The sequence below is a fragment of the Phytopseudomonas argentinensis genome, from assembly GCF_900113905.1.
Classification (GTDB): domain Bacteria; phylum Pseudomonadota; class Gammaproteobacteria; order Pseudomonadales; family Pseudomonadaceae; genus Aquipseudomonas; species Aquipseudomonas argentinensis.
Window position 1 is genome coordinate 191,671 of the sequence record NZ_FORC01000004.1, and the last position, 13,012, is coordinate 204,682.

Consider the following 13,012-nt stretch of genomic DNA (forward strand, 5'->3'; position numbering starts at 1 on the left):
CTCGCCGCACTCAGTCTTCTGCGTCGCTGCTCACCGCAGCAAGACAGGTGAGATGGTGTTCGCCAACACGCCAACTGTCTTCGGCCGCCAGGTACTCAGCCTCCATCACCGCGTTGTAACTGAACTGCCAGCGTTTGCGCTCGCGACCATCCTGCACCTCGATGGACAGCACCACGCTTTCGCTGGCGAACGGCTGATCCGCTTCGGCAGCCGCATCGGCCTGGTCGAGAAGCGCCTCGTCGAGCTGGAAGTCGAAAGCATGCAGGCCGTCGATGACCAGCATATCGGCGCTTTCCAGGCTGTCGAGCAGGTAAGGTTGTTCACTCATTCGTCATACCCCAGGTTGGGGGCCAGCCAGCGTTCGCTGACGGCGATATCCTGACCCTTGCGCGCGCTGTACTGCTCGATCTGGTCCTTGTCGACCTTGCCCACGGCGAAATACTGCGCCTCGGGGTGGGCGAAGTACCAGCCGCTGACTGCCGCCGCCGGGAACATGGCGTAGTGCTCGGTGAGGAACACACCGCTCCTGCCAGCCCGATGGTACTCCGCCTCGGGATCGAGCAGGTTGAACAGGGTTCGCTTCTCGGTGTGGTCCGGGCAGGCCGGGTAGCCGGGGGCAGGGCGGATGCCCTTGTAGGCTTCCTTGATGAGTTCGTCGTTGCTCAGCTGCTCGTCCGGCTGGTAGCCCCAGTGCTGCTTGCGCACCTGTTCGTGCAGCCATTCGGCGCAGGCTTCGGCAAGGCGGTCAGCCAGCGCCTTGACCATGATCGAGTTGTAGTCGTCGCCCCTGACCTCGTAGGCCTTGGCCACTTCTTCGGCGCCGATGCCGGCGGTGGTGATAAAGCCGCCCACGTAGTCGGTCACGCCGCTGCTCTTCGGTGCGACGAAGTCGGCCAGGGACAGGTTCGGTTTGCCGTCCGGCTTGATGGTCTGCTGGCGCAGGTGGTGCAGGGTGGCGAGCTGCTCGCCGTTTTCCCCGTACACCTCGATATCGTCGTCACGCACCTGATTGGCTGGCCAGAAGCCAAAGACGGCGCGGGCCTTGATCAGTTTCTCGTCGATCAGCTTGCGCAGCATCACCTTGGCGTCATTGAACAGGCTGGTGGCTGCCTCGCCGACCACTTCGTCGGTGAGGATGCGCGGGTACTTGCCGGCCAGATCCCAGGAAATGAAGAACGGCGTCCAGTCGATGTAGCCGGCCAGCACGTCGAGGTCGATGTCATCGAGCACCTTGACGCCGGTAAAGCTCGGTTGCGGCGCGGTGTAGCCCGCCCAGTCGAACTTCGGCTTGTTGGCGATCGCCTTGTCGTAGCTCAGCCGCTCGGTGCGCGAGGCGCGGGCCGAGGTGCGCTCGCGCACGGTTACGTATTCGTCGCGGGTGCGTTGCACGAAGTCGGGCTTGAGCTCCTTGGACAGCAACTGGGTGGCCACACCCACGGCGCGCGAGGCGTCGGTGACGTAGATCACCGCATCGTTGCTGTACTGGGGGTCGATCTTCACCGCGGTGTGCGCCTTGGAGGTGGTGGCGCCACCGATCATCAGCGGCAGGCTGAAGCCCTGGCGCTGCATTTCCTTGGCGACATGGACCATCTCGTCCAGCGACGGGGTGATCAGGCCGGACAGACCAATGATGTCGCACTTCTCGGCGATGGCGGTCTGCAGGATCTTCTCCGCCGGCACCATCACGCCCAGGTCGACGATATCGTAGCCGTTACAGCCAAGCACCACGCCGACGATATTCTTGCCGATGTCGTGCACATCACCTTTCACGGTGGCCATGAGGATCTTGCCCTTGGCTTCCGGCTTGTCGCCTTTCTCCGCTTCGATGAAGGGAATCAGGTGTGCCACGGCCTGCTTCATCACCCGGGCGGACTTGACCACCTGGGGCAGGAACATCTTGCCCGAGCCGAACAGGTCGCCGACGATGTTCATGCCGCTCATCAGCGGGCCTTCGATCACCTCGATGGGCCGTGCGCATTGCTGGCGGCATTCTTCGGTATCTTCGACGATGAACGCGGTGATGCCCTTGACCAGGGCGTGCTCCAGGCGCTTGTCGACCGGCAGCGAACGCCACTCTTCGTTCTCGACTTCCTTGGTGGCGCCGCCGCCGCGGTAATCGTCGGCAATCGCCAGCAGGGCGTCGGTGCCGCCCGGTGTGCGGTTGAGCACCACGTCTTCGACCCGGTCGCGCAGCGCCTTGGGAATCTCGTCGTAGATTTCCAGCTGGCCGGCGTTGACGATGCCCATGGTCAGGCCGTTCTGGATGGCGTAGTAGAGGAACACCGAGTGAATCGCTTCGCGCACCGGGTTGTTGCCACGGAACGAGAACGACACGTTGGAGACGCCGCCCGAGCTGAGTGCATGGGGCAGCTCGTCGCGAATGAAGGCGCAGGCTTCGATGAAGTCCACCGCGTAGTTGTTGTGTTCCTCGATACCGGTGGCCACGGCGAAGATGTTCGGGTCAAAGATGATGTCTTCCGGTGGGAAGCCCACTTCATTGACCAGAATGTCGTAGCTGCGCTGACAGATCTCCTTCTTGCGCGCGGCAGTGTCGGCCTGGCCGGCCTCGTCGAAGGCCATCACCACCACGGCGGCGCCGTAGCGCTTGCACAGCTTGGCGTGATGCTTGAACTGCTCGACGCCTTCTTTCATGGAAATCGAGTTGACGATGCCCTTGCCCTGGATGCACTTCAGGCCCGCTTCGATCACTTCCCACTTGGAGGAGTCGATCATGATCGGCACCCGGGAGATGTCCGGCTCGCCGGCGATCAGGTTGAGGAAGCGCACCATGGCCGCCTTGGAGTCGAGCATGCCCTCATCCATGTTGATGTCGATGATCTGCGCGCCGGCTTCCACCTGCTGCAGGGCGACTTCCAGGGCCTCGGTGTAGTTCTCCTCGCGGATCAGCCGGGCGAACTTGGCCGAACCGGTGATATTGGTACGCTCACCGACGTTGACGAACAGCGACTGGCGGTCGATGGTGAAGGGCTCCAGGCCCGACAGGCGGCAAGCCTTGGGAATGTCCGGAATGGCGCGGGGCCGATATTTGCCGACCGCCTCGGCGATGGCCTGGATATGCCCTGGCGTGGTGCCGCAGCAGCCACCGATGATGTTCAAGAAGCCACTGGCAGCGAACTCCTCGATCACGGCGGCCATTTCTGCCGGGCTCTCGTCGTATTCGCCGAAGGCATTGGGCAGGCCGGCGTTGGGGTGGGCGGAAACATGGGTGCCGGCCTTGTTCGACAGCTCTTCCAGATAGGGGCGCAGGTCGGCGGCGCCAAGGGCGCAGTTGAGGCCCACGGAAATAGGCTTGGCGTGGGCCACCGAGTTCCAGAACGCTTCGGTGGTCTGCCCGGACAGGGTCCGGCCGGAGGCGTCGGTAATGGTGCCGGAAATCATGATCGGCAACTCGACGCCGTCTTCGTCGAACACCTGTTGCACGGCGAAGATCGCTGCCTTGGCGTTCAAGGTATCGAAGATCGTCTCGATCAGGATGAGGTCGGCGCCGCCTTCGATCAGGCCGCGGGTGGCCTCGGTGTAGTTGTCCACCAGCTCGTCGAAGGTGACGTTGCGGTAGCCGGGGTCGTTGACGTCCGGGGAGATCGAGCAGGTGCGGCTGGTCGGGCCGAGCACGCCGGCGACGAAGCGCGGGCGATCCGGGGTTTCCAGAGTCTTGGCGTCGGCCACTTCACGGGCCACGCGAGCACCCGCCAGGTTCAGCTCGTAGGCCAGCGACTCCATGCCGTAGTCGGCCTGAGACACCTGGGTGGCATTGAAGGTGTTGGTTTCCAGGATATCGGCGCCAGCATCCAGGTAGGCCTTCTCGATGGCCGCGATGATCTGCGGCTGGGTCAGCAGCAACAGGTCGTTGTTGCCCCTTACATCACTTGGCCAATCGGCAAAACGCTCGCCGCGGTAGTCGGCTTCCTCGAGCTTGTAGCTCTGAATCATGGTGCCCATGCCGCCATCGAGGATCAGGATGCGATTCTTGAGGGCTTGCTGAAGTGCTTGGAGACGGGCGCTGCGATCTGACAAGGGCATGGAAAAAGCTCTGAACGGGAGGCGACGACAAGGTGGCAGATCATAACAAACCCTGACGCCATTTCTGCGCTGCGCACTTGTGCATGAATTATGGTCATGTTGCTACGGATGCACTTGCAGATGAAGGCATAGCGATAGCACAACCGAGACGGCTAGAATACGCGGCTATTTTCGTGGAATTGCCAGCATGTGCCGTCGGCTGTTGTTGAGTGTTTGCCTGTTACTGATCAATTCGATGGCAATGGCACAGAGCGTTTCCTACAGCCGCGACATCCAGCCGATCTTCACCCACAACTGCGTGGCCTGTCACGCCTGCTACGACGCGCCGTGCCAGCTCAACCTGGGCAGTGGCGAGGGTGTCGAGCGCGGGGCCAGCAAGGCGACGGTGTATGACGGCACGCGCACCCATACCCAGGCCACCACGCGGTTGTTCATGGATGCCCATGGCGCGCCTGCCTGGCGTCGCAAGGACTTTCATTCGGTGCTGGAGCAGCAGGGCGCCCAGGCCGCATTGATGGCGCGCATGCTCGAACTGGGGCATGCCACGCCTTTGCCTGCCAACAGCAAGTTGCCAGACGACTTGGCCATCGGCATCGATCGGGTCAACCAGTGTCCGTTGCCCGGCGAGTTCGCCGACTTCGCGGGCAACAATCCCATGGCCGGCATGCCGTTCGCGGTGACCGGCCTGACCGAGCAGGATTACCAGACCGTGCAGCGTTGGCTGCAACAAGGGGCGCCGGTCGATCAGCAACCGCTGCAGGCCAGCCCCGCAGAAGCCAGGCAGATCGCGCAGTGGGAAGCGTTTCTCAATGGCGCCGGTAAGGAGCAGCGCCTGGTCAGCCGCTGGCTCTACGAACACCTGTTTCTCGCTCACCTGGACTTCCAGGGCGGCGAGCCGGGGCATTTCTTCCAACTGGTTCGTTCGCGCACGCCCAGCGGCCAAGCCGTGGACATCATTGCCACGCGGCGTCCCAATGACGATCCGGGCACGACCTTCTATTACCGGCTGATGCCGATCCAGGGCGTGATCGTCCACAAGACCCACATTACCTACCCGCTGAGCGCCGAAAAGCTGGCCCGGGTCAAAAGCCTGTTTTTCGCCAGCCAGTGGCAGGCGAGTTCGCTGCCGGGCTATGGCGTACAGCACCGTTCCAACCCGTTCGAAACCTTCGAGGCGATACCGGCCCAGGCGCGCTACCAGTTCATGCTCGATAATGCCGAGTATTTCGTGCGCACCTTTATTCGCGGGCCGGTGTGCCGCGGGCAGATCGCTACCGATGTGATTCGCGACAACTTCTGGGTGTTCTTCCAGGACCCCCGGCATGACCTGTACATCACCGACCCGGCCTATCGGGGGGAGGCCACGCCGTTGCTGGCCATGCCTGGACAGCTCGATGAGATCGGCGACCTGTTGGGGCTGTGGCGCAATTACCGCGACAAGCGCAACGATTACGAAGCCTTGCGCACTGCCGGCTATGCCAGGACGCCAGCGCCGGACTGGTCGCATATCTGGCGCGGCAACGACAATGCGCTGCTGTCGATCTTCCGCCAGTTTGACAGCGCCTCGGTGCGCAAGGGGCTGGTCGGTGAGATCCCGCAGACGCTGTGGTGGATGGATTATCCGCTGCTCGAGCGCACCTACTATCAACTGGTGGTCAATTTCGACGTGTTCGGTAACGTCTCCCATCAGGCGCAGACGCGCCTGTATTTCGACCTGATCCGTAACGGCGCCGAGCAGAACTTCCTGCGCCTGATGCCCGCCGATACCCGCAAGGCGATCTTTGGTGACTGGTACCAGTACAGCGGCAGGCTGAAGGCGTGGATGGACTACTACCCGGTAGATCGCAAGACGCCCAGCGGTTTGTTGCTCAGCGAAGACAACCCCAAGCGCCAGTTCGCGGAACAACTGCTGCAGCGCTTCGCTACGCTCAATGCGCGTCCCGATCCGCTCAATCGCTGTGTAGGCGAGCACTGCTACCGTGATGGCCTGCCGGCCGACCTGCGCCAGGCCGAACAGGCGCTGAGCCGACTGGCGTCCAGGCCTGCGGCGCAGTTGAGGGTGATTCATCGCCTGCCGGAAGCGACGCTGCTGCGCGTCGAGGGGGGCGGGCGGCGAGAGGTCTACAGCCTGCTGCGCAACCGCGCCCACAGTAACGTGGCCTTCATGCTTGGCGAGGAACTGCGCTACCAACCGGACCGCGACACCCTGACCCTCTACCCGGAGGTCATGACCAGCTACCCGAACTTCCTGTTCTCGGTACCGGCGGCCCAGGTGGCGGATTTTGTGGTGGCCATGGAGCAGGCCAGCGATGCGGCCGCCTTCGAGCACATCGTCGAGCGCTGGGGCATACGCCGCACGCACCCGCAGTTCTGGCAGCACTTCCACGACCTGACCGCCCATATCCGCGAGCATGCGCCACTGGAGGCCGGTGTGTTGGACATGAATCGCTACCAGAACCTCTAGGCACGCCGCCACCATCGACCTGGGGCATTGCCCCGGACTGGGCGACTAAAGGTACACCGCGGCAAGCCACGGGCAAGCGCCACTGCCGAGTGCGCAGCGCTTCGCCAATTCATCCGACCTTTCTCCCCTCACCGCGGTCGGAGGCAGTGGCAGCCCCTTATCGGGTGCTGCCCCGTAGGGTTTCAACGAGAGGGAGAGTGGCGCTTCTATGCTGATTTCAGTGCAGGCACTGCGGGCATTGGCAGCCTGGGTAGTGGTCTTTCACCACGTCATGCAGGTGTTTTTCGATTTCAAGGCTGACAGCTTCATGGGCCGTCTGTTTACCGACAAGGGCGCCGTGGGCGTCGACATTTTCTTCGTCATCAGCGGCCTGGTGATCTACCTGTCCACCCAGGGCAAGACCATCACCCCGTGGCGCTTCATGCTCAACCGCGCCCTGCGCATTGTGCCGGCCTACTGGCTGTATTCGCTGATCGCCGCACTGATCATCGCCTTTGCCAACCCGGTAATGCCCACCCAGGCCTTCGATCTGCACCACCTGATGCTGTCGCTGCTGTTCATTCCCGCGGAAAACCCGGCAGGCTTTGGTCTCTACCCGACGCTCAACGTTGGCTGGACGCTCAATTACGAGATGTTCTTCTACCTGCTGTTCGCGTTGGCTTTCGTGGTGCCGCAGCGCCTGCGCCTGCTCTTCGTGGCGGTGATGCTGATGATTTTCGGCCTGCTCGCCACGCAACCCTGGCTGAGCAATTTCTACCGCAACAGCATCGTCTACGAGTTCTTGTTCGGCGTGCTGCTGGGCATGATCTACAGCCGTGGCTGGATTGGCCAGGGGTTGTGGGTGCCACTGCTGGTGATCGCCGGCTCGCTGCTGGCCATCTATCATTTCGACAATTCCATGCGCCTGCTGCACTGGGGCGTACCGAGCGCCCTGATCGTCGCGGCCTGCATCGCCATGGAACCCTGGTTCAAGGGCAACCGCCTGTTGGCGCGGCTGGGCGACTGCTCCTATTCGGTCTACCTGCTGCACGTGATCATCCTCTCCCTGGGCTGGTACCTGCAGGCCAGCCTTGATCTGAACCCCTACGTGGTCATCGTCGCCTGCATGCCGCTGATAGCGCTCGCCTCGTGGGGCAGCTACGAGCTGATCGAAAAGCGCTTTTTCGTTCACGCCAAGGCCTGGATCAACGAGCGAGCGGCCAAGGACCGGCTCCAGGCCTTATCCTGAGTAAAATGGTAGGACTTTATTCGAGGCGGTCATTTGGCGTACACTGCAGCCATGACCGTGAGGAGTTGCCATGAGCACTATTACCATTACCGATGCCGCCCATGATTACCTGGCAGACCTGCTGAGCAAGCAGAACACTCCGGGGATCGGCATTCGTGTATTCATCACCCAGCCCGGTACCCAGTACGCGGAAACCTGTATCGCCTATTGCAAGCCGGGTGAGCAGAAACCGGAAGACCAGGCCATTGGCCTGGCCAGCTTTACCGCGTGGATCGACGCGGTCAGCGAGCCGTTTCTCGAAGACGCCGTGGTCGACTACGCGACCGACCGCATGGGCGGCCAGCTGACCATCAAGGCGCCGAACGCCAAGGTACCGATGGTCAACGAAGACAGCCCGCTCAACGAGCGCATCAACTACTACCTGCAGACCGAGATCAACCCCGGGCTGGCCAGCCACGGCGGCCAGGTCACGCTGATCGACGTGGTCGAGGAGGGCATTGCCGTGCTGCAGTTCGGTGGCGGTTGCCAGGGCTGCGGCCAGGCTGACCTGACCCTCAAGGAAGGCATCGAGAAGACCCTGCTCGAGCGCATTCCGGAACTCAAGGGCGTACGCGACGTGACCGACCACAGTAACCGTGAAAACGCGTATTACTGATCGCGGTAGGTGCAATAACAAGGCGACTTCGGTCGCCTTGTGTGCTTTAGCATGCTTCACTTCATCAAAGCGGTAGAAAACCCAAAGGCGCGCTGGCGCTCTGCTATAAGTACCAGTACCGCACCCAGGGATGGCGTCACTGTCGGCACACCTGCCACAGCCCAAGCCTGATCAGGCCCACCTCTTGAGGCGTATCGATGCCCACAGCATCTCTTCTCGTCTGCGATGACTCCAACATGGCCCGCAAGCAGCTGCTGCGTGCCTTGCCTGCCGACTGGCCGGTTACCATCAGCCAGGCCGCCAATGGCGAAGAGGCGCTCGAGCAGCTGCGCGCCGCCCACTTCGATCTGTTGCTGCTCGACCTGACCATGCCGATACTCGACGGCTACGGCGTGCTTGCGGCGCTGAAGGCCGAGGGCCGGGCGCAAAAGGTCATCGTGGTGTCCGGTGACGTACAGGAGGAGGCGATTCGCCGCGTCAAGGCGCTCGGCGCCCTGGCGTTCCTGAAAAAGCCTGCCGACCCCGAGCTGCTGCGCCAGACCCTGGACCAGCTCGGCTTTCTGCGGCCTGTCACGGCTGCCGTAGCGTCCACCACGGTATTGCCCGAACCCAAGGTGTCGTTCCGCGATGCCTTCCGCGAGGTGGTCAACATCGCCATGGGCCGTGCGGCGGCCTTGCTGGCCAGGGTGCTCGGGGTATTCGTGCAACTGCCGATCCCCAACGTCAATATTCTCGAGGTCAGCGAACTGCACATGGCCCTGGCCGACGCCCAGCGTGGCAACGGCCTGACCGCGGTGTGCCAGGGCTATATCGGTGAGGGCATCGCTGGCGAAGCGCTGCTGATCTTCCACGACTCCGAAGTGGCCGACATGGCCAGGCTCATGCAGTGGCAGCAGCACAATCATTCGTCCATGGAGATGCTCCTGGACATGTCCAGCATCCTGATCGGCGCGTGCCTGAGCGGTATCGCCGAGCAACTCGACGTGAGCTTTTCCCAGGGCCACCCGCAGATACTCGGCGAACATGCTTCCATCGACGAGCTGATTCGCATCAACAGCCAGCGTTGGCGCAAGACCCTGGCGGTGGAGGTGAGTTACAGCATCGAAGGACATGACATCCACTTCGACCTGCTGCTGCTGTTCACCGAGGATTCGGTGTCACTGCTGACCGACAAACTCGCCTACCTGATGGAATAAGCCGCATGGCCGAGAGCATGGATTTAAATGACTTCCACTGGTTGCTGGCCATCGTGCAGAGCATCGATGTCGGTGTGGTGGTGCTCGACCGTCAATACCACGTGGAGGTGTGGAACAGCTTCATGGAGAACCACTCCGGGCGTACCGCGCGCGACGCCGCCGAACGTTCGTTCTTCGAACTGTTCCCCGAGGTCGATGAAGTCTGGTTTCGCAACAAGGTGGAAAACGTCGTCACCCTGGGCACGCCGGCCTTCACCATCTGGGAACAGCGGCCGTACCTGGTGCGCTTCAAGAACTACCAGCCGATTACCGGCCAGGAAGATTTCATGTACCAGAACACCACCATCCTGCCGCTGGTGGCCACCAACAGCAAGATCGAGCACCTGTGCGTGATCATCTATGACGTGACGGGTGTGGCGGTGAACAAGCGCCAGTTGCAGACCATGAGCGACCAGTTCAAGCACCTCTCGCGTACTGACCGGCTCACCGGGCTGAATAACCGCGGCCACTGGGAAGAGGAGCTCAAGCGCGAGCACGCCCGGCATCGCCGTTACGGCAGCAGTGCGGCATTGGTGATCTTCGATATCGACCATTTCAAGAAGGTCAACGACACCTATGGCCACCAGGCGGGCGACACGGTGATCCAGAGCGTGGCCAGGGTGCTGCGCGAGCAGTTGCGCGATACCGATATCGCCGGCCGGTACGGCGGTGAAGAGTTCGTGGTGTTGTTGCCGGATGTCGATGCAGCCGGCGGGCGGCTTTTTGCCGAACGTCTGCGTTTGCTCGTCGAGCGTCTGCAAGTCAGTCACGAGGGGCAGGTGATTCCCTTCACCATCAGCCTCGGTGTGGCCGACCTGAGCGAGCCCAGCCATGATCATCAGCAGGTCATCCAGTGGGCAGACCAGGCGCTGTACAGCTCCAAGCGCAACGGTCGCAACCAGGTCACGGTGTTCAGCGTCTAGCCGGCCAGCGGCGCTCTCGCCGAGCGGCGGGGCAGCAGTGCCATGAGCGCGATCAGCAGCAACGGCTGCATGGCTAGGTTGACCTGAAACCAGCCCAGGCCGGTGATCAGCGCACCGGAGGCGAAGGCGGCGCAGGCAGCGACGCTGCCATTGGCCAACTCCATCAGCCCCTGGGCCTTGCCGCGCTCGGCCGGCTCGTGGGCGCTGGCCAGCAGGGTGGTGCCGGCCACCAGCATCAGGTTCCAGCCGATACCCAGCAGCAGTGAGGAAATAAGGAAATAGACCTGTGCCTGGCCGCTCAGCCCGACCAGCGCGCTGCCACCCAGCAGGCCGATGCCCAGTAGCGCCACCGGCTTGCTACCCAGACGATCCACCATTGGGCCGGCGACCAGTGCGGGCAGGAACATGCCGAGCATGTGCCACTGGATCACCCCGGCGGCGCTTTCCAGCGGCAAGCCGCAGAAGCTCATGGCCAGCGGCGTTGCGTTCATCACCAGAATCATCAGGCCATGGCCGATGGCGGTTACCGCCAGTGCACAGCGAATCGCCGGGCGGGCCAGCAGGCTACGCCAGTCACCGCGAGGCGCCACGGGGATAGCACCCTCACGCAGGGCGCTGAGCAGCAGCAGGCCAAGCAACGCCAATACGGCCAGCAACACGTAGGCGCCGACGAAGGGGGTACTCAGCGCGTTGCGCGACCAGAGCGTCAGGCTTGGGGCGATCAGCGCCGCGCAGACACCGCCGGCGATAACCCAGGCCGCCGCACGGCCCTTGTGGGCGCCATCCACCGCCTCCAGGGCGGCGAAGCGGTAATACATGGCGGAGGCCTGATAGACGCCAATCGGCAACGCGCCGAGACAGAACAGCAGGAAATCACCCAGCCAGACGCCCAGGGCGCTGATCAACCCACCAAACATGCCCGCCGCGGCGCCCAGGCGCAGACCGGGTCGCCGGCCATGGCGCTGCATGTACAGCGACAGCGGGTGGGTGGCCAGCAGATTGCCGAGCACCAGCAACGCCAGGGGCAGGGTGGCCAGGCTGTTGTAGGGCGACAGCTGCAGGCCGATCAATGCGGTGAGGGTGATGCCGATCAGCGAACAGCTCCAGTACAGCGCCTGGGCGCAGAACAGGATCAGCAGCGTAGGATTACGCACCAGCAGCATGGCAGCCCCCAGCCTTGAGCACGCGCGAGGTCGAGGGCGGGTTGGCTGACAGCTTGGCAGCCGGGCGGATCGGCCGGCGCAGCAGTTCTCCCAGGCAGTTGGGGCAGCGGCCCTGCAGGTGCGTATCGGTGCACTCGCTGCAATAGGTGCACTCGAACGAGCAGATGCGCGCCTCCAGAGAGTCGGGGGGCAAGTCGCGGTCGCAGCATTCGCAGTTGGGGCGCAGCTCAAGCATGGGGAGTCTCCTGGCCGAAACGTTCGGCATATTGCTGAGGGCTGATGCACAGATGTTTATGAAACACCCGGCGCAGATTTTCCGGGTGGCCGAAGCCGGTCAGGCGGGCGACGGTGCTGATCGACGCCTGAGCGTCCTGCAACAGGCTGCGCGCGGCTTCCAGGCGAATACGCTCCACGTAGCCTGTCGGGCCACTGCCCAGTTCCCGGGCGAAGACCCGGGACAGGGTGCGTGGGGTCATCCGGGCTCTGTTCGCCAGTGCCTCCAGCGACAGATCACCGCCCAGATTGGCCGGAATCCACTCCAGCAAGTCAGCCAGGCGCGGGGTACGGCTGGGTTCCGGCGCGAGCAGGGCGCTGAATTGCGCCTGACCGCCCGGGCGCCGCAGAAACATCACCAGGCGACGCGCCACAGCCAGCGCCATGCTGCGCCCCAGGTCGGCTTCGACCAGCGCCAACGCCAGGTCGATACCGGCGGTGACGCCGGCCGAGGTGAACAGATGATCGCTGCCATCACCGGCGGCAGGGTCGTAGGTATGCAGGCAATCGCTGTCGACCAGCAGCTTGCCGTTCTCGCGCAGCGTTTCGATATCGGCCCAGTGGGTGGTTACGCGGCGCCCATCGAGCAGGCCGCTGCGCGCCAGAATCAAGGCTCCCGAGCAGATCGAACCGAGGCGTCGGATATACGGTTCGGCATGCTGCAGCCAGGTCTGCAGCGGCTGGTTTTCACGTTGCTGCGCTTCGCCGGCACCGCCGGAAATCAGCAGGGTGTCCAGGTGCGCGGGATCCACATCGCGCCATGCCGCGTCGGCCACCAGCTGCATGCCCGAAGAGCTGGGCACCGGGCCCGCGCATTCGGCAAGCAACAGCAGCCGGTAGGCATCGCCAAGCCCCTGGCGGTTGCGTTCGACGTTGGCGGAGGCGAATACCTGCAGTGGGCCGACCACGTCCAGGCTCATGAAGTCCGGGTAGATCAGGGCGGCGATGCATTTGCGCTCGTCCATGGCAGCTCCTCGGGTGAGAGGCGGCCAGTTTGCGTATAAACCGGGTTGGCGACAATGACATCAAG

General features: G+C 63.1%; 10 protein-coding genes. 5 read left to right on the forward strand and 5 right to left on the reverse strand.

Annotated features, from left to right (window positions below; translation table 11 throughout):
• Positions 1-10: 10 nt before the first annotated feature.
• Positions 11-328, reverse strand: coding sequence for a DUF5629 family protein (locus BM154_RS18575; protein WP_074887606.1), 318 nt, complete (start codon positions 326-328; stop codon positions 11-13).
• Positions 325-4,035: a methionine synthase gene (gene metH / locus BM154_RS18580; RefSeq protein ID WP_074888723.1), complete on the reverse strand. Its 3,711-nt coding sequence runs from the start codon at positions 4,033-4,035 to the stop codon at positions 325-327. The genes BM154_RS18575 and metH overlap by 4 nt, the downstream gene beginning before the upstream one ends.
• Before the next feature lie 193 nt (positions 4,036-4,228).
• On the opposite strand from metH, the gene BM154_RS18585 reads away from it, so the two are divergent.
• The 5 genes from BM154_RS18585 to BM154_RS18605 all read left to right on the forward strand — a co-directional run bounded on the left by BM154_RS18585 (position 4,229) and on the right by BM154_RS18605 (position 10,546).
• Complete coding sequence (locus BM154_RS18585) at positions 4,229-6,505, forward strand: fatty acid cis/trans isomerase (protein WP_074887608.1); 2,277 nt, start codon at positions 4,229-4,231, stop codon at positions 6,503-6,505.
• 208 nt (positions 6,506-6,713) lie between these two features.
• A complete protein-coding gene (locus tag BM154_RS18590; RefSeq protein WP_074887611.1) occupies positions 6,714-7,733 on the forward strand; it encodes an acyltransferase family protein in 1,020 nt (339 codons plus the stop codon).
• A 70-nt stretch (positions 7,734-7,803) separates the two neighbouring features.
• Positions 7,804-8,388 carry a Fe-S biogenesis protein NfuA gene (gene nfuA, locus BM154_RS18595; protein WP_074887614.1) on the forward strand — a complete coding sequence of 195 codons (585 nt, stop codon included), beginning with the start codon at positions 7,804-7,806 and terminating at the stop codon, positions 8,386-8,388.
• A 197-nt stretch (positions 8,389-8,585) separates the two neighbouring features.
• On the forward strand, positions 8,586-9,584 hold the full coding sequence (locus BM154_RS18600) for a response regulator (protein WP_074887617.1): 999 nt from the start codon (positions 8,586-8,588) through the stop codon (positions 9,582-9,584).
• 5 nt (positions 9,585-9,589) lie between these two features.
• A complete protein-coding gene (locus BM154_RS18605; RefSeq protein WP_074887621.1) occupies positions 9,590-10,546 on the forward strand; it encodes a sensor domain-containing diguanylate cyclase in 957 nt (318 codons plus the stop codon).
• On the opposite strand, the gene BM154_RS18610 is transcribed toward BM154_RS18605, so the two are convergent.
• From BM154_RS18610 to BM154_RS18620, 3 genes are read right to left on the reverse strand one after another with little or no spacing between them, the layout of a single operon-like run.
• The gene (locus tag BM154_RS18610; RefSeq protein WP_244157235.1) at positions 10,543-11,706 is read right to left on the reverse strand and encodes an MFS transporter; all 1,164 of its coding nucleotides are present in this window, start codon (positions 11,704-11,706) and stop codon (positions 10,543-10,545) included. The genes BM154_RS18605 and BM154_RS18610 overlap by 4 nt on opposite strands.
• The gene (locus BM154_RS18615) at positions 11,693-11,944 is read right to left on the reverse strand and encodes a DUF1272 domain-containing protein (RefSeq protein WP_074887627.1); all 252 of its coding nucleotides are present in this window, start codon (positions 11,942-11,944) and stop codon (positions 11,693-11,695) included. Before BM154_RS18615 ends, BM154_RS18610 begins: the two co-directional genes overlap by 14 nt.
• Positions 11,937-12,947, reverse strand: coding sequence for a GlxA family transcriptional regulator (locus BM154_RS18620; RefSeq protein WP_074887629.1), 1,011 nt, complete (start codon positions 12,945-12,947; stop codon positions 11,937-11,939). The genes BM154_RS18615 and BM154_RS18620 overlap by 8 nt, the downstream gene beginning before the upstream one ends.
• Positions 12,948-13,012: the final 65 nt, after the last annotated feature.

Coding starts and splice junctions, on each gene's coding strand:
- BM154_RS18615 (WP_074887627.1), bottom strand. CDS start 11,944: ATGCTTGAGCTGCGCCCCAACTGCGAATGCTGCGACCGCGACTTGCCC.
- nfuA (WP_074887614.1), top strand. CDS start 7,804: ATGAGCACTATTACCATTACCGATGCCGCCCATGATTACCTGGCAGAC.
- BM154_RS18575 (WP_074887606.1), bottom strand. CDS start 328: ATGAGTGAACAACCTTACCTGCTCGACAGCCTGGAAAGCGCCGATATG.
- BM154_RS18620 (WP_074887629.1), bottom strand. CDS start 12,947: ATGGACGAGCGCAAATGCATCGCCGCCCTGATCTACCCGGACTTCATG.
- BM154_RS18605 (WP_074887621.1), top strand. CDS start 9,590: ATGGCCGAGAGCATGGATTTAAATGACTTCCACTGGTTGCTGGCCATC.
- BM154_RS18600 (WP_074887617.1), top strand. CDS start 8,586: ATGCCCACAGCATCTCTTCTCGTCTGCGATGACTCCAACATGGCCCGC.
- BM154_RS18590 (WP_074887611.1), top strand. CDS start 6,714: ATGCTGATTTCAGTGCAGGCACTGCGGGCATTGGCAGCCTGGGTAGTG.
- BM154_RS18585 (WP_074887608.1), top strand. CDS start 4,229: ATGTGCCGTCGGCTGTTGTTGAGTGTTTGCCTGTTACTGATCAATTCG.